Here is a 20,913-nt window from a genome sequence, read left to right on the forward strand (position 1 = left end):
GTCGCGCCAACGCTCAACGCATGACGCTCAGCGCGTGAACGCATTCAGCGCATGAGCGAATCACGCACCGAACGCGCGAACTTACTTCTGCTTGAGCTTGGCGAAAGCCGCGGCCATTGCGCCGCCCGTTTCCGGCTCGCGCGAGCGCGGCTGTTGCGCGCCGCGCCCGCCGCCACCCGATCGGCCAGGGCCGCCGCGGTCCTGCTGGGCACCGCTACCGCCGCGCGGCGCCGCGGCTGCGCCGAACTCGTCGGCGAGACGCATGGTGAGTGCAATCCGCTGGCGCTTCACGTCCACCTCGAGCACCTTCACCTTGACGATCTGCCCGGCCTTGACGACTTCATGCGGGTCCTTGATGAACTTGGTCGACATGGCCGATACGTGCACGAGACCGTCCTGATGCACGCCCACGTCGACGAACGCGCCGAAGGCCGCCACGTTCGTCACGACGCCTTCGAGCACCATGCCCGGCGTCAGATCGCTGACCTTCTCGACGCCTTCGCGGAACGTCGCGGTCTTGAACTCGGGACGCGGGTCGCGGCCCGGCTTTTCGAGTTCGAGCAGAATGTCGCGCACGGTCGGCAACCCGAAGCGGTCGTCGACGAATTCGCTCGGCGACAGGCCGCGCAGCGCTTCGCGATTGCCCAGCACTTCACCAACGTGCTTGTTGATTTTCGCGAGCATGCGTTCGACGACCGGATACGCTTCCGGGTGCACCGACGAGCGATCGAGCGGATTTTCGCCGTTGTTGATGCGCAGGAAGCCTGCCGCTTGCTCGAAGGTCTTGTCGCCCAAACGCGGCACCTTACGCAGATGTTCGCGCGACGGAAACGGACCGTTCGCGTCGCGATAGTCGACGATATTGCGAGCCAGCGTCGCATTCAAACCCGACACGCGGGCAAGCAGGGCGACGGAGGCGGTGTTCGCATCCACGCCGACCGCGTTCACGCAATCCTCGACCACCGCGTCGAGCGAGCGGGCCAGTTCGCGCTGGTTCACGTCGTGTTGATACTGGCCGACGCCGATCGCCTTCGGCTCGATCTTGACCAGTTCCGCGAGCGGATCCTGCAGACGGCGTGCAATCGACACCGCGCCGCGCAGCGACACGTCCATGTCGGGGAATTCCTTCGCCGCCAGTTCGGAGGCCGAGTACACCGATGCGCCGGCTTCGGACACGACGATCTTCTGCAACTTGAACTCCGGATGACGCGCGATCAGTTCGCTCGCGAGCTTGTCCGTTTCACGCGATGCCGTGCCGTTGCCGATGCTGATCAACTCGGCCTGCGTCTGCGCGCAGATGCGCGCGAGTTTCGCGATCGAGCCGTCCCAATCGCGGCGCGGCTCGTGCGGGTAGATCGTGTCGGTGGCGAGCACCTTGCCGGTGCGGTCGACCACCGCCACCTTCACGCCGGTACGCAGGCCAGGATCGAGACCGATCACGGCCTTGGGTCCAGCGGGCGCGGCCAGCAGCAAATCCTTCAGATTGCGCGCGAACACGCGAATCGCCTCGTGCTCGGCTTCATCGCGCAGATTGGTCAGCAGTTCGTTCTCGAGGTGCGGCTGCACCTTGACGCGCCAGCACCAGCGGCACACGTCGGAGAGCCACTTGTCGGCCGGACGGTTCTGATTGGCGATGCCGAAGTGGCGCGCGATCAGCGCCTCGCCCGGATGCGGCACCTGCGCGTCCAATTCCTCGCCGAGGCCCAGCTTGACCATCAGCACGCCCGCGTTGCGGCCGCGGAACAGCGCCAGCGCGCGATGCGACGGCACGGTCTTGATGGTCTCGGCGTAATCGTAGTAATCGCGGAATTTCTCTTCTTCCGCGTTCTCCTTGCCCTCGACCACTTTCGACGACACCACGCCCTGGTTGAACAGGTAGTCGCGCAGCTTGCCGAGCAGGTCCGCGGTCTCGCCGAACTGTTCCGAGAGGATGTCGCGCGCGCCGTCGAGCGCGGCCTTGACGTCGGCGACGCCTTTCTCGGCGTCCACGTAGGCGGCCGCTTCGGTTTGAGGGTCGAGCAGGGGATTGGCGAGCAACGCGTCGGCGAGCGGCTGGAGGCCGGCTTCGCGCGCGATCTGCGCGCGCGTGCGACGCTTCGGCTTGTAGGGGAGGTACAGGTCTTCCAGCACCTGCTTGCTGTCCGCGCCTTCGATCGCGCTGCGCAGCTCGTCGGTGAGCTTGCCCTGTTCGTCGATGCTGGCGATGATCGCGGCGCGCCGGTCTTCCAGTTCGCGCAGATACAGCAGGCGTTCCTCGAGATTGCGCAACTGCGTGTCGTCGAGATTGTCGGTCACTTCCTTACGGTAGCGGGCGATGAACGGAACAGTCGCTCCTTCGTCGAGAAGTTGCACCGCGGCCGCGACCTGGCGCGGCTGGACGGACAGTTCGGCGGCGATGCGCTGTACGATCTTGAGTGCTACGGTTTCCGTCATAAGGTCTTGATGTTCCTGCGGACTCAGTCTAAGGCCGCGCGCTGATTGCAGAGGCGGGGCGCGTGGAGGGCGCGTCGGGCTGCGCGCCGCGGCCTGGTTGCTAGAGCGGGGCATTTTGCCATAAATGCCGGAGGGCTCAACCGCGGGGTGATAGAATTTCGGGCATGTTCCGCTAACCTTCTACGACGTTGCCGACCTCCTTGTCATTCAACCGCCTGGGCTCCTGCTTGGTCTCTCGCTTGTCACAACCGTTGACGTTCCTGTTGCCGCATTTGCAGCCGCTCATGGCGCGACTTTTGACAGGCTCGCCGCTTAGCGCGCCGAGGTCGGCGTCGCGGTCCGCGTCCAGATTCGGGCTCGTTTCCAATGGAGTGTTTTCCGGGTCGTGCGCATCGTGCGTCATGGCGGCAATGCTCGCCATGTCCGCGCCCGCTGCGGCGCAATCCGCAGCGCCGCTGGGCAGCAGCGCGACGCTGGCGGCGAGCGGTCCCGCAGCGGCCGCCACCGCGTCAGGCGTGCAGGCAGCCGGCGCGACAGGCGGCCCGAGCGCCGTCGGCGCGGATGCGGCATCCGACACCGCATCGCTGCACAGCGCATTCGACTCGCGGCAGCGGGTCCTCGATCAGCGCTCCGAGGAAAACAACTACCGCTATGCCGTCGCCGAACACAACTGCTACAGCAAGTTCTTCGTCAACCGCTGCCTGAACAAGGCGCGCGACAGCATGCGCACCGTGCAGGCCGACATTCGCAAGGAGCAACTCGCGCTCGACGGCGAACAACGCGCGTTGCGCGCCCGCGAGCGCGACGAACGGGTAGCGCTCAAGCGCGCTCAGGACGAAGCAAGCGCGCCCGAGCGCGCGGCGCAAGACGCGCGCAACGCGCAGGCGTATGAAGAGAAGCAGCGTCAGCACGAGCTCAACCAGGCGCAGCGCAACGCCGAGGCGCCGCAGCGCAGCGCCAACGAGCAGGCGTATCAGGAGAAGCAGCGTCAGCATGCACTGGAGCAGGCGCGGCGCGGCATCAGCCCGTCGCAAGCCACAGCTAATCAGAAGGCTTACGACCAGAAGCAGAGCGACTTCCAGCGCAAACTCGAGCAGGCGCGTCAGCAGGGCGCGCAAAAGGCTCAGGAGCGCACTCAGAAGCAGCAGAGCTTCGAGAAGAAGCAGGCCGATGCCGTCCAGCACAAGGCCGACGTCGAGGCACGCCAGAAGCAGGCTGCCGAGAAAGCCGAGCAGAAGCGTCAGGAACAGTTGAAACAGCAGCAGGAACTCGAGCAGCAAAAAAAGCAGCAGCAACAGCAGCAGTAGACGTGCTGTAGTGGGCTCGCGCAAGGTAGTAGCGGGGCCGCAGCCGTCGTAACGCGTTTTAAGCCGGACAGCAACCTCAGGCATCGGGCCGCACACGCGGTCCGCGCCGCAGACGAGAGGAGGCGAGCATGCGCGATCAACATCACGTCATCGACGCGAACACACTTCGCGACCGCATTCTGCAACTGGAATCGGAGCACAGTGGGCTCGATCGTTTGATCGACCGAATGTCGGATGAGCCCGGCATCGACGACTTCGAGTTGCAGCGCCTGAAAAAGCGCAAACTTAAGGTCAAGGACACCATCATCTTGCTGCAATTGCAGCTCGAACCGGACGCACGCGCCTGAGTTCGCGGCCTGGCAGGCGCCGGGCGCGCGCCGCGCGAGCCGGACTTTGCAGGAAGCGCTTGCCTTGAATTCACCGCTTGAAACTTCATCCCGTGCGACGAACGACGATCCGTCCGGCGGCGGCACGCCGCAAGTCGGCATGCCGTCGGCGCGTCCTGCCGCGTCTGCATTGAGCGCCGCATTGAATCCGCGCCGCGTCGCCGAACTGGACGAGATCTTCGCCGAGAACGGCTTGCTGGCGCGTCAGATCGACGGCTATCGCTCGCGTGCCTCGCAGATCGAAATGTCGCGCGCCGTCGCCGCCGCGATGGAAGCCTCGGGCCGTGCAATGCCGGAGCCCGCGATGTTCGACGCGCAAAAGCGTCCGGCGCGGCGTCTGCAGTCCCAAGCCGGCGATGCGGCGGCCGAGGTCGCTGCAAGCGATGAATCGAACGCACTCGACGGCAGCGAAAATACGCTGATCGTCGAGGCGGGCACAGGCACCGGCAAGACCTATGCGTATCTGGTGCCGGCCATGCTGTGGGGCGGCAAGGTGATCGTCTCCACGGGCACCAAGCACTTGCAGGATCAGCTCTTCCAGCGTGACATTCCGACGGTGCGCGACGCGCTCGCTGTGCCGGTGTCGGTGGCGATGCTCAAGGGGCGCGCGAACTACCTGTGCCATTACTATCTCCAGCGCACCGCGGATAACGGCCGTTTGCCGTCGCGCCAGGAGACCTCGTATTTGCAGGACATCGTGCGCTTCGCCAAGATCACGCGCACCGGCGACAAGGCGGAACTCGCGAGCGTGCCCGAAACGGCAGCGGTGTGGTCGATGGTCACCTCCACGCGCGAAAACTGTCTCGGCCAGGAGTGCCCGCACTACAAGGATTGCTTTGTGATGCAGGCGCGCCGCGAGGCGCAGCAGGCCGATATCGTGGTGGTCAATCACCATCTGTTTTTCGCCGACATCATGTTGCGCGATACCGGCATGGCTGAATTGCTGCCCACGGCCAACACCGTCATCTTCGACGAAGCGCATCAATTGCCGGAAACCGCCACGCTGTTTTTCGGCGAGACGCTTTCCACCGCGCAGTTCCTCGAACTCGCCCGCGATTCGGTGGCCGAGGGCCTCGGCCACGCGCGCGAAGCGGTCGACTGGGTCAAGCTCGGCTCGACGCTCGAGCGCGCCGCGCGTGATGTGCGGCTCGCCTTCAAGGAAGACTCGGTGCGTTTGTCGATCGGCCAGTTGCCCGACGATCACCCGCTATTCCCCGCACTCGAAACGCTGGACACCGAACTCGGCGCCTTGACGTCCGCGTTGGCGAATCAGGCCGAGCGAGCTGAATCGATCGGCGCGTGCTTGCGCCGGGCGCGCGAGTTGCAAGGCGTGCTCGCGGGCTGGACCACGCCGCCCACCGCGAGCGAGCGCGAAGCCGCCGACGTCGCGTCTGAGGACGGCAAGACCGGGCGCGCCGACCCGAATGAAAAGGTGCGCTGGATCGAAGTCTTCGCTCATACCGTGCAGTTGCATGAAACACCGCTGTCCGTCGCGCCGATTTTTGCGAAGCAGCGCGCCGGCGTGCCGCGCGCGTGGATCTTTACATCGGCCACGTTGTCGGTGCGCGGCGACTTCACCCACTACGCTGCGCAGATGGGCCTGAACGCGAAACGTTCGATGACATTGCCCAGTCCCTTCGATTACCCGGCGCAAGGGCTCCTGTATGTGCCGCGCAATATGCCGCAGCCGTCGTCGCCGATGTTCACCGACGCCGTGTTCGACGCCGCGTTGCCCGCGATCGAAGCATCGGGCGGCGGCGTATTCGTGCTATGCACGACGCTGCGCGCGGTGGACCGCATCTCGGCGAAGTTGCGCGACACGATTGAAGCGCGCGGCTGGAACAACCCGCTTCTCGTGCAGGGCGACGCGAGCCGCACCGAGTTGCTCGATCGCTTCCGGGCATACGGCAATGCGATTCTGGTGGGCAGCCAAAGTTTCTGGGAAGGCGTGGACGTGCGAGGCGATGCGCTATCGCTGGTGGTGATCGACAAACTCCCGTTCGCGCCGCCTGACGATCCCGTTTTGTCCGCGCGTCTCGATGCGCTCACCAAGAAGGGCTTGAGCCCATTCGCCGTCCATCAACTGCCGCAGGCCGTGATCACGCTAAAGCAGGGCGCGGGCCGTCTGATTCGCGCTGAGACCGATCGCGGCGTGCTGATGATCTGCGACACGCGCCTCGTCGACAAACCGTATGGGCGCCGCATATGGCAGAGCTTGCCGCCATTCAAACGCACGCGGGAGATCGAAGTGGTGCGCGAGTTTTTCGAAGAGAATGAAGATAACGCGGCGCGCGATCGATAAGCCTTTCGGCATTGAGCGAATACCGCTGTAAAAAACAGCGCTCAAATGACAAAACGCCACGGATGTGAATCCGTGGCGTTTTGCTTTACCGCCCGGGAAATCGCGACGATCTCCCGATGCGGCTTTCGCCCAGAGGCGAACCCTACGCGACAGCTTACTGGCTTGCGCCCGAAGCCGGAGCAGCAGCCGAAGCAGCAGCGCCTGCATCCGAAGCAGCGGTCGTAGCCGAAGCAGCAGCATCGCTCGCAGCAGCAGCCGCACCCGAAGCAGCAGTAGCGGCGTCCGAAGCAGCAGCAGCCGGTGCCGAAGCAGCAGCTGCGTCGCTAGCCGGGGCAGCGGCTTGGTCGTTGCTCTTGTTGCATGCAGCCAGTGCCACGGCTGCCAACAGGGATGCTACGAGGAGGGATTTCTTCATGATCACGTCCTTTTATGGTTAAAGGTAAGCAACAGCGCAAAATAATACCGGTAATGTGCTCCAACACCGACCTGGGCCGCTGGTGGAGACGCTCTTTTCACGAGCTGGAATCTTCCCTACGGCTTGGGCGGAAATTATATGCACTTTCGTACTGACAATCCATAAATCCGGGGTCAATACGTTGTCTTTCTCATACAAAATTTCTACTGTACGGTATAGCAGGCCGGCGGAGTTACGCAAACTCGCCCACTTGTATCCAGCCCGCACAATACCACTCGTGTAGCAGTGCTGTCACCGACGAATCGTGCGAGAGTGTTACAAAGCGTTTCGCACTCAGACACCGGTGGTCAGCGAGGTCAAACAGCCATTTTTTTGCGCCATCGAATGCCGTTTCCTCTCCATTTACGAAGAAAAAACGGCGGTTGTACAACAAATTAGTCTTGCGGTCCAGCCTGACACCTAACTTCGATGCCTGAGCGACGAAACGTGCTTCATTGAGCGGTCTTTGTGGGGGATCAAAGACCACACTCGGCTTCGGTTCACTGAGATATGTACCCAGGAACGACGCGATGTCCTGCTCATTCCATTTGATGCGCGCAAGGATCGCGCCAACCCTTTCGATCAGCGCTTGGGGCAACGCCGCGGGACGGTCGACAGCGGGCTGGCCCGGATCGCGATATAGCGCTCCCGCGTAGCCCGTTGATTCGCCGCGCTCGGCGAGATGATAGAGGAACTGCGCGGTCAACTCGCTCGCCGAAGGTGCGCGAAAACCGATCGAACACGTCATGCATTCGCCTTCGGCAACGCCGTCATGAGCGATGTGCGGCGGCAAATACAACATGTCGCCTGGCTCGAGCAGCCACTCCTCTTCCGGTTGGAAGTTCTGTAAAACCTTCAAGGGCAAACCGGGCTGCAGTGTCAGATCTTTCTGCGCTCCAATACGCCAGCGACGCTTGCCTTTTACTTGCAAAAGAAACACATCGTAGGAATCGAAGTGCGGGCCCACGCCGCCGCCGTCGGTCGCGTACGAAATCATCAGGTCGTCGAGACGCGCGTCCGGCACGAAGCGAAAGCGATCAAGCAACGCGCGTGCGCGGTCGTCGTAAAGATTGACGCCTTGCACGAGGAGCGTCCATGCACGCTGCTTCACCGACGGCAGTTCGTCGGCCGCGAACGGTCCGTGTTCCAACTGCCATTTGTTGCGAAAGTGGGTGATTAGCCGCGCTTCGGCTTCGTCGCGATCCGCCAGTTCGAAAAACTCCTCGCGCGAGAGCGGCGCCTCGACGTTCGGAATCGCCTGGCGGATCAGGAAAGGCTTTTTTTGCCAGTACCGGCGCATGAATTGCGACGGAGTCAGGTTGCCGAGTAGCGGCGTGGGCGTGTCGGGCGAGGGTGGAAGAACAGGAAGCGCGGGCTTTGAAGTCGATGACGAATTGCGTGCCGCAGCAGCTTCGGCAGGGTGGTCAGTGGGCCGCTTGGGCATCGTATAATGTGAGTTGTATTCTGGAGAGTCGAATGAAAATCGCAAAGAACACCGTCGTGTCGGTCGCTTACAAGCTGTCGGATGCGCAGGGCAACCTGATCGAAGAAAGCGACGAGCCGATGGTCTATCTGCACGGCGGCTATGATGGCACGTTCCCCAAGATCGAGGAAGAGCTCGACGGCCACGAGGCCGGCTTCGAGACCCAGATCCAGCTCGAGCCGCAAGATGCATTCGGTGAGTACGATCCGGATCTCGTGAAGATCGAGCCGCGCAATCGCTTCCCGGAACCGCTCGAAGTCGGCATGCAATTCGAGGGCACGCCGGAAGAGGGCGACGAGGATCTCGATTCGCTGGTCTATGTCGTGACCGACGTCGCGGAAGACAAGGTCGTGCTCGATGGCAATCATCCGCTCGCGGGCATGGCGCTGCGTTTCGCACTCACGGTGAAGGACGTGCGTCCGGCTACCGAAGACGAAATCCAGCACGAGCATGCGCATGGCGCCGACGGCCTCGAAGTCCTCGATGAAGACGACGACGAAGCCGACGAAGGCAAGTCAGGGCCCACGCTGCACTGAACTCGCCGGCATGCCGGGCATGCCCGAAGAGGCGGCGCCCGGCGCGTGCGGCAAGACGGCGGAGGCGGGCGGTGCCGACATGGCAGGCCCGTATTCGCCGATTCCCTCGTTGTCCGGCATGCGTGACTGCGGGTCCGGTTGAGGCTGCCCCGGCGTCTGAAAGAGCGGCGGCAATTCCGAGGCTGGACCGAGCGCGGGCACAGCCGGCATCGAGGCCGCCGGCTCGTCGCGCGGCATGACCGGCTGCGCAGCGGGCATCGGCATTTGCCTCGGCACGTCGCGAACGCTCACGCGGAACGGCGGTTTCCTGCCGAGATCCGCTTCAATCTGAATCCACTGGTTTTGACGATCATGCGGCGCGAGCGCCACACGCGTGAGGTTCGTCACCAGCATCCCCTTGTCGTTGCGTAGCGGCTGATCGATCACGAAGCCGGCGCCCGCGCGCTCGTCGTCGCAATGAATCACGAGCACTGGTCCGCGGAAAATCTGTGCGAGTTTGACGAGGCTGCGTTTGAATTCCAGAAAACCGTCGCGGCGCACGTTGCGCGTAAAACGCAGCCACGCGAAACGATCGGGCCGTTCATAACGTTCAGGGTCCGGGTCGCCTTGGATGAACACGACGATCGCGCGTGCGTCGCGGCGCTTTGCGAATTCCCCGGCGTGCTCGAGCCAGAACGCATTGGCGATCACGCGATCTTCGAATTCGCCGTTGCGCCCGCCCGCGGTCAGATAATGATTGTTTGGACTCGGCACATTCAGGCCGACGAACACCGTACCGCCCACTTGCCAGCGCACGTTCTCGCGATACGGACGAAAGCGTGACACTTCACTTTCGCGCGTCAGCGCAATCGGATTCTGGCCCATCGAGGTGGCGTCGGAGAAGAGCGTTTGACGCAACTGGTCGAGCCGTTCCACCGGATCGAAGCCGCCGGCTTCGGCGGACCCGCAGTCGGCCCAGTCATGTTGACCCGGAATGAAGAAGAGGGCGGGCCGTGACGTTTCGAGCAGCGCGTGGCGACGCTCATACAACGCATCGCGACAGGCTTCCTTCGCGCCCTTCAGATTGCCGTCGTAGACGATGAACGACACGTCGCGCTCGCGACCGATTGCATCGATCAGGCGTTGCGTGGGCGCTTCGTCGGCCGCGCTTTGCATCGTGCCCGCGATGACCGCGAACGAATAGCGTGGCGCTTCGGCATGCGCGGGCGCGGCGAACGCGAACGGCGCGCAGAGCACCAAAAGTGCGCGCAGCGCGGCCGGCGCTACGAGGCCGCCCATGAGCGAGAGGACGAGACTCAGCGCCGCGCGGGATTCGCGCGGGCGCGGCCGGTGGCTCCGTGCGTCAATGATCCGCATCCGGCGCGGCGGCCAGTTCATGCAGTTCGTATAGCAGATCGAGCGCTTCGCGCGGGCGCAGGTCGTTCGGATCGATTGCGCGCAAACGCTCGACAAGCGCTTGTACGGCAGGCGATGCGCTCGCCGCGTCGGGCCTGGCATCGCGTTCGTCGTCGGCATCTTCGAGCAGCATCGGCGGCGCGGCGAACAGGTCGAGTTGCGGCGCGGGTTGCGCCGCCGATTGCTGTTCGAGATGCGCGAGGTGCTTGCGCGCCGCGCGAATCACCGCGTTCGGCACACCGGCGAGTTGCGCGACCTGCAAACCGTAGCTCTGATTCGCCGGGCCTTCGTTGACCGCATGCAGGAACACGATGCCGTGCGCGCCATGCTCGACCGCCGACAAGTGGACGTTGGCCGCACTCGGAAACTCGGCGGGCAACTGGGTCAATTCGAAGTAATGCGTGGCGAACAGCGTATGGCAATTGTTGTGCGCGAGCAGATGCCGGGCGATGGCCCAGGCGAGCGCGAGGCCGTCGAACGTCGACGTGCCGCGGCCGATTTCGTCCATCAGCACGAGGCTTTGCGGTGTCGCGTCGTTCAGGATCGCGGCGGCTTCCGTCATCTCGACCATGAAGGTCGAGCGGCCGCCGGCCAGATCGTCGGCCGCGCCGATTCGCGTGAAGATGCGGTCGATCGGTCCGAATGCCGCGCGCCGCGCCGGCACGTAGCTGCCGACGTACGCGAGCAGGGCGATCAGCGCGGTCTGCCGCATGAAGGTTGATTTACCGCCCATGTTCGGGCCAGTGATCAGCAGTAACTTGCGTTCGGGCGTGAGGGTGCAGTCGTTGGCGATGAACTGCTCGACCTGCGCTTCGACTACCGGATGGCGGCCCTGTTCGATGTCGATGCCGGCGTCCCGCGAGAACGTCGGCGCGACCCAGTCGAGCGCGCGAGCGCGTTCGGCGAACGCCGCCAGCAGATCGAGTTCGGCGAGCGCCGCGGCGACGCGCTGACAGTCGGGGATGAAGGGCAGCAGCGCTTGCAGCAACGCGTCGTAAAGCGAACGCTCGCGGGCCAGCGCCCGTTCCTGCGCGGACAGCGCTTTGTCCTCGAAGGTTTTCAGCTCCGGCGTGATGTAGCGCTCGGCGTTCTTCAGCGTCTGACGGCGGCGATAATCGTCGGGCACCTTGTCGGTCTGGCCGCGCGTGACTTCGATATAGAAGCCGTGCACCTTGTTGTACTCGACGCGCAAATTGCCGATACCGGTGCGCGCCCGCTCGCGCGTTTCCAGGTCGATCAGGAATTGGCCGCAGTTTTCTGAAATATCCCTGAGTTCATCCAGTTCCGCGTCGTAGCCGCGCGCGATCACGCCGCCGTCGCGCACCATCGCGGACGGCTCCTGCGCTACCGCGCGCTGAAGCAGTTCGACGCACGCTTGTGGCGGCACGAGCGACGCGTCGATGCGCGCGAGCGAATCCGCATTGGACGAAACGGCCGCGAGTTGCGTGCGCAACTCGGGCAACGCGATGAATGTGTCGCGCAGACTCGACAGATCGCGCGGCCGCGCCGACAGCAGCGCGAGACGCCCGGTAATCCGCTCGATGTCGGAAATCTGCCGCAACGCGCCGCGCAGCGAATCGACGTCCGTACCCGGCGGCGCCTCGAGCAATGCGCCGATTGCCTGCTGACGCGCCTGCGCCACGGCGGATTCGCGCGGCGGATGATGCAGCCAGTGACGCAGCAGGCGACTGCCCATGGTCGTGCAGCACGTATCGAGAAGCGAACACAGCGTGGGCGATTCCGTGCCGCGCAGTGTTTCGGTGAGTTCCAGGTTGCGGCGCGTGGCGAGATCGAGGCCGATGTACTCGGATTCGTATTCGACCTTGAGGCTGCGCACGTGGCGCAATTGCTGGCCTTGGGTGGCCGCCGCGTACAACAGCAGCGCGCCCGCCGCGCCGCATGCGCAGGTCAGCGAATGAGCGCCGAAACCGTCGAGGCCCGCCACTTCCAACTGGTCGCACAGACGCTGCGTGCCGGACGCGATGTCGAAGTGCCAGGCCGGTACGCGGGTGAGGGCGCCCGCATTGACGGGCGGCGCCCAGCTAACCGAATCGGAGGGCGTGTCGGCCACCAGGATTTCCGCTGGACGAATCCGCTCGAGCGCGGCCGCGACCTGGTCGGGCGCGACTTCCGCGAGGCGCAACGCGCCGCTCGCCAGATTCAGCCACGCGAGTCCGACGCTTGTGGCGACGCCGCGGCGATTGTGCGCGACGCACAGCGCCATCAGGTACACATCGCTCTTATCGGACAGCAGCGCGGCGTCCGTCAGCGTGCCGGGCGTGACCACGCGCACCACTTTGCGCTCGACCGGACCTTTCGACGTAGCCGGGTCGCCGATCTGTTCGCAAATGGCGACGGATTCGCCGAGCTTCACGAGCTTGGCCAGATACTGTTCGACCGCGTGATGCGGCACGCCCGCCATCTTGATCGGATTGCCCGCCGACGCGCCGCGCTGCGTGAGCGTGAGATCGAGCAGACGCGCGGCTTTTTCCGCGTCTTCGAAAAAGAGTTCGTAGAAGTCGCCCATCCGGTAGAACACCAGCGTGCCCGGATGCTCCGCCTTGATGCGCAGGTACTGCTGCATCATCGGCGTGTGCTGGGCGACGTCGTTGGCTGCTGCGGTTTGAATACCCATCCCAAGTGTCTTTTGCGTTAGCTGTTCAGGGCGTGAGTTTAACCTGCCGACGCCGCGAGCGGACCCTGGCCGAACGGCCGATCGGCTGGGCAGACCGCAGGCCGACGCGACAATCGCCGCGTGCACCGGGCTGTGGTCGCCGCTCGCCGCGACGCCGTCACTCTGTCACTCTTCCACCAGCGCGCGCATATCCACCGTGCGTTCGTTCGTCGCGCTGCGCCGTTTGGCCAGCCACATCATCAGCGTGATGAAGCAGCCGAACACGACAATGATCCATTGCGCCGGCATTTTCGCGGTGAGCAGCAACGCGTACACGCCGAGCATCAGCAGCACGGCCAGGTTCTGGTTGAAATTCTGCACCGCGATCGAATGTCCGGCGGAAAGCAACGTCGCGCCGCGATGCTGAAGAATCGCGTTCATCGGCACGATGAAAAAACCGGATAGCGCGCCGAGCAGGATCATCAACGGATAGGCAAGCAGGATATAGACCGGTGCGACGTACGAGCCGATGTGAATGCCCGCGCCGGCGGGAAACAGGTCCTTGTTGTAGAACGCCATCGCGATCGCCACCGCGCCGGTCAGAATGCCGACCGGCAGCACGCGCAACGAACCGCGCAACGGAATGAAGGCGGCCGCGGCGGCCGCGCCGAGCGCGATGCCGAGCCCCGTGACGCCCTGCATCACCGCGGCCTTCGACAGCGACAGCCCCAGGTTCACGTTGGCCCATTTGAGCACCAGCAACTGCAGCGTCACCGCGCCGCCCCACATCAGCGTCGTGACCCACAGCGCGATCTGCGCGAGCTTGTCGGCCCACAGCACGTGAAAGCAGTGATGGAAGTCGCTGACCAGCTTGCCCGGCTCGGCGAGGCGGTTCGGATAGCGCGCGCCGGTATCGGGAATGAAGACGTTGATGGCCGCCGCGATCGCATAGGTGATCATCACCGCGAACATCGCCAGATCGGCGGAGGAGCGGATCAGCGGCAGATGCGCGTGCGCGACGAATTTATCGGCGAAGCTGCTAATCAGTGCGCCGCCCACCATCGTGCCGACGATGGTCGACAGCACGGTGGCCGATTCGAGCCACGCGTTCGCCTTGACGAGTTTTTCCGCGGGCAGCAGTTCGGTGAGAATGCCGTACTTGGCCGGCGAATACGCGGCCGCGCCGAAGCCGACCACGCCGTACGCGATCATCGGGTGGACGCCCGCGATCATCATCAGGCAGCCGCTCGCTTTCAACGCATTGGAGATGAACATCACGTGCCGCTTTTGCAATGCGTCGGCGAATGCGCCCACGAACGGTGCGAGCAACACGTAGGAGACGGTGAAGAATATCTGCAGCAGCGGCGTGACCCAGGCGGCCGAACGAATCACCGATAGCAACGCGATGGCGGCGATCAACAGGGCATTGTCCGCGAGCGACGAAATGAACTGCGCCGCGATGATCGTGTAGAAGCCTTTTTTCATGAAGCGGATGGGAAGCTGCGCGCAAATCTGGCGCAAAGCGGGGTCGGTGAGGATGCGCGAAACGCAGCCGGCAAGCGGACGGGCCGGCGCGGCTTCCCGCTTTGTAGCACGAACGCGTGCGGCATGCAGGCTCGCAAACACAAAAGCGGCCGAAGCCGCTTGTGTGTTCAGGTGCGTCGCGTTCCAGAAACCTTGACTGAACGGCACGAGCCGGCCTTGACAGCCGGCTCGGCAAGACGCCTTAAGCCGGTTGTTGGCGCGTGCGGCTGTAGCGCGACAGGATCGGGACCATCTGCGCATAGATCTTCGGGTTGCCCGCGACGATTTCGCCGACGTGCAGGAAGTTCGAATCGCCCGTGTAGTTGCCGACCAGACCGCCGGCTTCCGTGATCAGCAGGCTGCCCGCGGCGACGTCCCACGCATTCAGGCCTTGCTCGAAGAAGCCGTCCATGCGGCCGGCCGCGACATTGGCGAGATCGAGCGCGGCGGCGCCCGGACGGCGCAGGCCGGCGCAAGCCGTGGTCATTTCGGCGAACTGGCGGCCATACGCTTCAAGGCCATCCGTTTCGCGGAACGGGAAGCCCGTGCCGATCAGGCCGTCGGCCAGCCGGTCGCGCTTGCCCACGCGGATGCGGCGGTCGTTCAGGAACGCGCCGCGGCCGCGCGAGGCGGTGAACAGATCGTTGCGGGTCGGATCGTAGATCACCGCCTGGGTCACGATGCCCTTGTGGGCGAGCGCGATCGACACGCAGTAATACGGAAAACCGTGGATGAAATTGGTGGTGCCGTCGAGCGGATCGATGATCCACTGAAATTCGGATTCGTTGTCCGACTTGCCGGATTCTTCCGCGAGGATCGCGTGCTCGGGGTAGGCGGTCTTGAGCGTGTCGATGATCGCCGCTTCGGACGCTTTGTCGATCTCCGTGACGAAATCGTTGTGCTGTTTCTTGCTGACCTGGATGAGATCGAGATCGAGCGATGCGCGGTTGATGATCTGGGCTGCGCGGCGCGCGGCCTTCACAGCGATATTGAGCATGGGATGCATGAGACTGGATCCTTGTGCCGGGGCAGCGCGGCTGCTTGCCGGAAATTGAGCGCTAAGCGTGCGCTGATTGGGCGCCACCGAGAGGCGCTGAAACAACACGGAACGCCCGCCCGATACAGGACCCGGTGCGCATTCCGCCGACGGAGACGAATTGAATAAGAACGAGGCGCCCATGCATGGCCGGACGCGAATCGCGCTATTTTACCTGAGTCCGGGCGTCGAGGCGGTGCGCTTTGCATGGGGTGTCGTCGGAAATGCGCCGCGCGGCCCGGAACGCGCAAATTCGCGCGGCGTCCTTGCGCAAGCCGTGCCTTCGATTCATCCGCATCCACGCGCAATTCGGAGCCGCAGCGGGGTTGGCGCTACCATACGCGTTCTTTAGCTTGCAGAACGCCACCGTGGACCACACCCACTATTCTTCCGATCCCGCCGTGGCCGAGTTGCGCGGCGGCTTCACCTCGACGCGCTTCGTGCTCGTCGAGCCGAGCCATCCGGGCAATGTCGGCGCGGCGGCGCGCGCGCTGAAAACCATGGGGTTCTCGCGTCTCGTGCTGGTGTCGCCGCGCGTTGCGCACGTGCAAAGCGATCCGGAAGCCATCGCGATGGCGAGCGGCGCCGACGACGTGCTGGCGTCCGCGCATGTCGTGCCGACGCTCGCCGAAGCCTTGAGCGGCGTGCATTGGTCGGTCGCGCTGACCGCGCGGCTGCGCGAATACGGACCGCCCCAATGGACGCCGCGCGCCGCGGCCGGTGTCGCGCGCGAACAGGCGGGGCATGGCGAGATCGCGCTGGTGTTCGGCAACGAGCGCACGGGTCTGTCGAACGAGGACGTGGAGCGTTGCAGCGCGCTCGCGCATATCCCGGCCAATCCGGCCTACAGTTCGCTCAATCTCGCGCAAGCCGTGCAGGTGCTGGCGTATGAATTGCGCACGGCCTATCTGTCCGCGGATGAAGCATCGAGCGCGGCGTCCGCAGTGGCACTAACGGCTGCGGGGCAGGGCGAGCCGGTCGGCCCGCGGGCGGCGAGCGACGAAATCGAAAGCATGTTCACGCATCTGGAAAGCGCGCTGGTTGCGCTCGACTTTCTCGATCCCGCCAATCCGAAGAAACTGATGTCGCGCTTGCGCCGCCTCTTCGCGCGTTCCGGGTTGGAGCGTGAGGAAGTCAATATCGTGCGCGGCATCGCCAAGCACATTCTGTTGAAGACCAAACGTCCCGGCGGCGACGGCGCGTAAGGACGCATAAGCGCGAGGCGCGGACGGCTTCCCGATAACGCAACGTGAAGCGCGAATCGCGTGCCGCGAATTCGACGTCGACTCGTCCCGCCACCTTGGCCGTTCTCCAAACGCCGACCTTGCCGGCAGCGTGGACTTCCGGCAGGTTTCGCGCAATCGCCCTACAATCGCTCGAAACGTTCTAAGCAAAGCTGCGGATCTGCTATGCAGCACCGCCCCGCCGCGCGTGGCTTCGCCGCGCCGGAGGTTTATGGTCCCCCCCAATACCGTCCCTGCCATGTTCAAGAGACTTCACGAAGACATCGCCACGATCCGCGAGCGCGATCCCGCCGCCCGCAGCGCCTGGGAAGTCCTGACGTGTTATCCGGGCCTGCACGCACTCGTATTGCACCGGCTCGCGCATGCATGCTGGCGGGCGCGGCGGCGCTGGCTCGCGCGCTTCGTCTCGCAGATGGCGCGCTTCATGACGGGCATCGAAATTCATCCGGGCGCGACCGTTGGCCGGCGCGTGTTCATCGATCACGGCATGGGCGTGGTGATCGGCGAGACCGCCCAGATCGGCGACGACTGCACGATCTACCAGGGCGTCACGCTCGGCGGCACGTCGCTCACGCGCGGCGCGAAACGGCATCCCACGCTCGAGCGCGGCGTGATCGTCGGGGCGGGGGCGAAGGTGCTGGGCGGCTTCACGATCGGTGAGGAGGCCAAGATCGGTTCGAACGCGGTGGTCACGAAGCCCGTGCCGGCGCGCGGCACGGCGGTGGGCAATCCCGCGCGGATCATCGTTCCGGCGGCGGCAGCCGTCGCTTCGGCGGCGGATTGCGCCGCGTCCGATACTGGATCCAACGGTGCGGCCCGCAACGCAAAACACGCGACGCAAAGCAGCGCGTTCTGCGCGTACGGCATCACGCCGAATGCCGACGACCCGGTGTCGCTCGCGATTCACGGCCTGATCGATCACGCCGCGACGCAGGCGAAGCGCATCGATGAAATCGTCGACGCGCTGGAGCGGCTGGGCACGAGTCTCGAAGGACTGCAAGGCGCCGATGCGGCGCTGCTCGATCTGCGGCGCCTGTCGGCCGCGATTGCAGGAAAGGAGGAAGGGGTGGCAGCGGAGCGCTGAGGGTGGGCGCCCGCGGTGCGAATCAACGAACCGCACGTGCGCACGGGAGCGTTGCCGTAGCCGCCGGTGAGCGCACGCGAGCGCGCTCGATGACGAGGAGGGCGCCTCGTTCAATCCAGCGGCAGCGCCCGAATTCCTTCGGCGTCGACGCGCAAATACCCGCCACGGCGCTCGCCGTGGTCGAGATCCCAATCCGGCAGCACCCAGCGCATGCCGCCCGGCTCGCGATGCCGCGCCGGCCGGTGCGTGTGTCCGTGGATGATCGTCGCCGCCCTCGACGACTTGAACAGCGCCGCGACGCCCTTCGGCGTCACGTCGTACTTCGGCGAGACCGGCCGCGAGCGGCCTTGCTCGCTTTTCAGGCGCATGTTTTCGGCGAGCGCCTGGCGCCAGCGAAACGGCCATGCGAGAAACAGCATCTGCGCGAAACCGCTGCGCGCAAAGCGCCGGAACATCTGATAGCCGCGGTCCGCGGTGCATAAGCGGTCGCCGTGCGCGAGCGCGATGCGCGTGCCGAATGCGGTGATCACGAACGGATCGGGCAGCCAGATCGCGCCGGCCGCTTTCATGAAGCGCTTGCCAAGCAGAAAATCGCGATTGCCGTGCATGATGTAGAGCCCGATGCCGCGCTCGGACAACGTGTGCAGCAGCGCCGCCATGCGCGCCGCGAATGGCTCCGCGAGCATGTCGTCGCCGATCCAGTATTCGAACAGGTCGCCGAGAATGAAAACCGAATCGGCCTGTTCGGCGGTGACGTGGATAAAGCGTTCGAAGGCGGAAACCGTATGCGGAATCGCCTCGCTCAAATGAATGTCGGAGAGGAAAAAAAACGGGCGTGCGGCGTGCGGGCGTTTGCCCTCGCCAGGCACGCCCGCGGCGACGCTTCGCAGCGGCTTTTCTTGCAGCATTGAAGGTGCCTGATGTCAGTTCAACGAGTGGGTGCCGAGTAGGTGCCGGGTTGGCGCTTAGTCGACGATCACGGCCTTTTCGATCACGACGTCGTCGACCGGCACGTCCTGATGGAAGCCCTTCGAACCCGTCTTGACCTTCTTGATCTTCTCGACGATGTCCATGCCTTCGACCACCTTGCCGAACACCGCGTAGCCCCAGCCTTGCGGCGTGGGCGACGAGTGGTTCAGGAAGTCGTTGTCGTTCACGTTGATGAAGAATTGCGCGGTTGCCGAGTGCGGATCGTTGGTGCGGGCCATCGCGACCGAGCCGTTGACGTTCTTCAAACCGTTGTTGGCTTCGTTGTTGATCGGCTCGGCCGTCGGCTTCTGCTTCATGCCCGGTTCGAAACCGCCGCCCTGGATCATGAAGCCGTCGATCACGCGGTGGAACACCGTGTTGTCGTAGTGGCCGGCCTTCACGTAGTTGAGGAAGTTTTCAACCGACTTCGGCGCCTTTTCAGCGTCCAGTTCGAGTTTGATGACGCCGTGGTTCGTATGCAGTTCAACCATGATGGAATCCTTTGATGAACGGGGTGGGTAAAAGACGCGGCGAGTCGTCATAGGAAGTTGACGACGGGCCGCGCCGGGGCGTAGGGTCGGCGCTGACGCGCTTGCACGCGATGCTTCGTGCGGCTGCCTGACTGGCAACTCCGGTGCGAACCTCAGTGCAAAGCCTGGTGCGAGCTCCTGTGCGAACTTTCGTGCGCTTACTTGCCGACCACCGTGGCCGACTCGATCACGACCGCCTTTTGCGGCACGTCGCTCATCGGGCCGCGCGTGGTGGTGGGCGTGCCTTCGATCTTCTTCACGACCTCCATGCCGGACGTGACCTTGCCGAACACCGCGTAGCCGTTGCCGTCGGGATTCGGATAGTCGAGGCCGGCGTTGTCCACCGTGTTGATGAAGAACTGCGCGGTGGCCGAATTCGGGTCGCTGGTGCGCGCCATGGCTAGCGTGCCGGCCATGTTCTTCAGACCGTTACGGCTTTCGAGCGGAATCGGCGCGCGCGTGGGCTTCTCGGCAAAGCTCTGCGTGTAACCGCCGCCCTGAATCATGAAGCCGCGAATCACGCGATGGAAAATCGTGCCGCTGTACTGGCCGGACTTCACGTAGTCGAGGAAATTGGCGACTGTCTTCGGCGCTTTCTCAGGATACAACTCGACGCGGATGTCGCCTTCCGATGTCTTGAAGAGGACGGACGGATGCGCGGCTTGCGAACCGGACTGGGCAAATGCGGGTGCGTTTGCGATCAGGGCGGCGCTGCCGAGCGCCAACATCAACCATTTCATGAAAATCCTCGGGGTTGGAAAAAACGTGGTGCCGGATAAGGGACGGCTTTACCGCGACGGCGCCATGTAAGGCGGCATGGCGAGCGAGCCGTTCGCGCCGCCGTACTGGAAGCTCGGCGTTTCCGTGATGTTCGACGTGGCGCGCGCGGTGTAGTCGTCTTGCGGCGTGACGGCGGCTTTCTTCGCCGGCTTTGCGGTCTTGGGCGGCGAGACGATATTCTGGATGTCTGTGAGGCGCTGCGTGGTCGTGGCGCTTACTTTGCCGAGACTCTGCGCGTGACGGTAGGCTTCGTTGGCCATGCGCAAGTACAGGTCGCCGAGGTTCTCGTACGCGAGACCGTAGCCGGGGTTCACCTTGGTCGCCGTTTCGAGCGCGGCGCGCGCCTCGGTATAACGGCCGTGCTTCGCGTAGAGCGTGGCGAGGTTGTTATACGGCTCGGGCAACTCGGGGTAGGTTTGCGTGAGTTCGGTGAACGCGGTGATCGCCTCGTCGTCGCGATTCAGGTGGGCCAGCACCGTGCCGCGCTTGAACTTTGCCTGCGCGTCCTGCGGATGCGACGCGATGCGCGCGTCGAGCTGGGCGAGGGACGCTTCCCAGTTCTTCTGCGCAATCGACGCGTCGATCTCCGGCGTGTTGTCGCGCACGGCGGGGCCTTGCGGCATCGGCGCGGCTCGCTGCGCGTATGCCGCGGTGCCCGGTGCAACCGTGAGAGCGACGGCGCAAAAGGCCGTCGCGGCGAGGGTCGCAGCGCTGCGCGCGCGGCCGCTGGAAGGTTTCATAGGCTCGGGTCTGGATGTTATACTCCGAGCCATTCTAACAAAAGGTCTGCGCGTTCCGTCGAACCGCCGGCTGTCTTTTCGCCACTCGTGGTCGTC

18 protein-coding genes are annotated in these 20,913 nt (G+C 64.4%); 6 read left to right on the forward strand and 12 right to left on the reverse strand.

Annotated elements, in window-relative coordinates; all coding sequences use genetic code 11:
• Positions 1 to 81: 81 nt before the first annotated feature.
• Entirely contained in the window at positions 82 to 2,433 is a 2,352-nt protein-coding gene (locus tag ACOCG7_RS18540; RefSeq protein ID WP_114162227.1) for a Tex family protein, read from the reverse strand.
• Positions 2,434 to 2,605: 172 nt separating this feature from the next.
• Complete coding sequence (locus ACOCG7_RS18545) at positions 2,606 to 2,854, reverse strand: hypothetical protein (protein ID WP_244744328.1); 249 nt, start codon at positions 2,852 to 2,854, stop codon at positions 2,606 to 2,608.
• Here ACOCG7_RS18545 and ACOCG7_RS18550 point away from each other — a divergent pair.
• The 3 genes from ACOCG7_RS18550 to ACOCG7_RS18560 all read left to right on the forward strand — a co-directional run bounded on the left by ACOCG7_RS18550 (position 2,853) and on the right by ACOCG7_RS18560 (position 6,428).
• Positions 2,853 to 3,740: a hypothetical protein gene (locus ACOCG7_RS18550; RefSeq protein WP_235004808.1), complete on the forward strand. Its 888-nt coding sequence runs from the start codon at positions 2,853 to 2,855 to the stop codon at positions 3,738 to 3,740. The genes ACOCG7_RS18545 and ACOCG7_RS18550 overlap by 2 nt on opposite strands.
• 128 nt (positions 3,741 to 3,868) lie before the next feature.
• Entirely contained in the window at positions 3,869 to 4,087 is a 219-nt protein-coding gene (locus tag ACOCG7_RS18555) for a DUF465 domain-containing protein (protein ID WP_073427603.1), read from the forward strand.
• 64 nt (positions 4,088 to 4,151) lie between these two features.
• Positions 4,152 to 6,428: an ATP-dependent DNA helicase gene (locus tag ACOCG7_RS18560; RefSeq protein WP_073427604.1), complete on the forward strand. Its 2,277-nt coding sequence runs from the start codon at positions 4,152 to 4,154 to the stop codon at positions 6,426 to 6,428.
• A 154-nt stretch (positions 6,429 to 6,582) separates the two neighbouring features.
• Here the strand turns inward: ACOCG7_RS18560 and ACOCG7_RS18565 are convergent, their stop codons facing one another.
• Together ACOCG7_RS18565 and ACOCG7_RS18570 are read right to left on the reverse strand one after the other, a co-directional pair.
• Positions 6,583 to 6,843, reverse strand: a complete 261-nt coding sequence (locus tag ACOCG7_RS18565; RefSeq protein WP_073427605.1) for a hypothetical protein — start codon at positions 6,841 to 6,843, stop codon at positions 6,583 to 6,585.
• A gap of 232 nt (positions 6,844 to 7,075) precedes the next feature.
• Positions 7,076 to 8,326 carry a cupin domain-containing protein gene (locus tag ACOCG7_RS18570; RefSeq protein ID WP_073427606.1) on the reverse strand — a complete coding sequence of 417 codons (1,251 nt, stop codon included), beginning with the start codon at positions 8,324 to 8,326 and terminating at the stop codon, positions 7,076 to 7,078.
• Between the two features lie 32 nt (positions 8,327 to 8,358).
• On the opposite strand from ACOCG7_RS18570, the gene ACOCG7_RS18575 reads away from it, so the two are divergent.
• Positions 8,359 to 8,901 (forward strand): FKBP-type peptidyl-prolyl cis-trans isomerase, encoded by a 543-nt coding sequence (locus ACOCG7_RS18575; protein WP_073427607.1) that lies wholly within the window; start codon positions 8,359 to 8,361, stop codon positions 8,899 to 8,901.
• Here the strand turns inward: ACOCG7_RS18575 and ACOCG7_RS18580 are convergent.
• From ACOCG7_RS18580 to ACOCG7_RS18595, 4 genes are all read right to left on the reverse strand, one after another.
• Positions 8,881 to 10,257: a hypothetical protein gene (locus tag ACOCG7_RS18580; RefSeq protein WP_176035724.1), complete on the reverse strand. Its 1,377-nt coding sequence runs from the start codon at positions 10,255 to 10,257 to the stop codon at positions 8,881 to 8,883. The two genes, ACOCG7_RS18575 and ACOCG7_RS18580, sit on opposite strands and share 21 nt — an antisense overlap.
• Complete coding sequence (mutS, locus tag ACOCG7_RS18585; protein WP_073427609.1) at positions 10,244 to 12,931, reverse strand: DNA mismatch repair protein MutS; 2,688 nt, start codon at positions 12,929 to 12,931, stop codon at positions 10,244 to 10,246. The genes ACOCG7_RS18580 and mutS overlap by 14 nt, the downstream gene beginning before the upstream one ends.
• Before the next feature lie 165 nt (positions 12,932 to 13,096).
• On the reverse strand, positions 13,097 to 14,395 hold the full coding sequence (gene lplT, locus ACOCG7_RS18590; protein WP_073427704.1) for a lysophospholipid transporter LplT: 1,299 nt from the start codon (positions 14,393 to 14,395) through the stop codon (positions 13,097 to 13,099).
• Positions 14,396 to 14,636: 241 nt separating this feature from the next.
• Complete coding sequence (locus ACOCG7_RS18595; RefSeq protein WP_073427610.1) at positions 14,637 to 15,440, reverse strand: inositol monophosphatase family protein; 804 nt, start codon at positions 15,438 to 15,440, stop codon at positions 14,637 to 14,639.
• A gap of 398 nt (positions 15,441 to 15,838) precedes the next feature.
• Here ACOCG7_RS18595 and ACOCG7_RS18600 point away from each other — a divergent pair, with 398 nt between their 5' ends.
• A complete protein-coding gene (locus ACOCG7_RS18600; RefSeq protein ID WP_244744326.1) occupies positions 15,839 to 16,675 on the forward strand; it encodes an RNA methyltransferase in 837 nt (278 codons plus the stop codon).
• 277 nt (positions 16,676 to 16,952) lie between these two features.
• Positions 16,953 to 17,798, forward strand: a complete 846-nt coding sequence (cysE, locus tag ACOCG7_RS18605; protein ID WP_244744324.1) for a serine O-acetyltransferase — start codon at positions 16,953 to 16,955, stop codon at positions 17,796 to 17,798.
• Between the two features lie 110 nt (positions 17,799 to 17,908).
• Here the strand turns inward: cysE and ACOCG7_RS18610 are convergent, their stop codons facing one another.
• The 4 genes from ACOCG7_RS18610 to ACOCG7_RS18625 all read right to left on the reverse strand — a co-directional run bounded on the left by ACOCG7_RS18610 (position 17,909) and on the right by ACOCG7_RS18625 (position 20,817).
• Positions 17,909 to 18,706 (reverse strand): UDP-2,3-diacylglucosamine diphosphatase, encoded by a 798-nt coding sequence (locus ACOCG7_RS18610; RefSeq protein ID WP_073427612.1) that lies wholly within the window; start codon positions 18,704 to 18,706, stop codon positions 17,909 to 17,911.
• Positions 18,707 to 18,763: 57 nt separating this feature from the next.
• A complete protein-coding gene (locus ACOCG7_RS18615) occupies positions 18,764 to 19,258 on the reverse strand; it encodes a peptidylprolyl isomerase (RefSeq protein ID WP_020065568.1) in 495 nt (164 codons plus the stop codon).
• Positions 19,259 to 19,455: 197 nt separating this feature from the next.
• Positions 19,456 to 20,037: a peptidylprolyl isomerase gene (locus ACOCG7_RS18620; RefSeq protein ID WP_073427613.1), complete on the reverse strand. Its 582-nt coding sequence runs from the start codon at positions 20,035 to 20,037 to the stop codon at positions 19,456 to 19,458.
• Between the two features lie 48 nt (positions 20,038 to 20,085).
• Positions 20,086 to 20,817: a tetratricopeptide repeat protein gene (locus ACOCG7_RS18625; protein WP_244744323.1), complete on the reverse strand. Its 732-nt coding sequence runs from the start codon at positions 20,815 to 20,817 to the stop codon at positions 20,086 to 20,088.
• Positions 20,818 to 20,913 lie beyond the last annotated feature (96 nt).

Origin of the sequence: Paraburkholderia sp. DD10 (assembly GCF_049177125.1) — a bacterium.
Taxonomy (GTDB): domain Bacteria; phylum Pseudomonadota; class Gammaproteobacteria; order Burkholderiales; family Burkholderiaceae; genus Paraburkholderia; species Paraburkholderia terricola.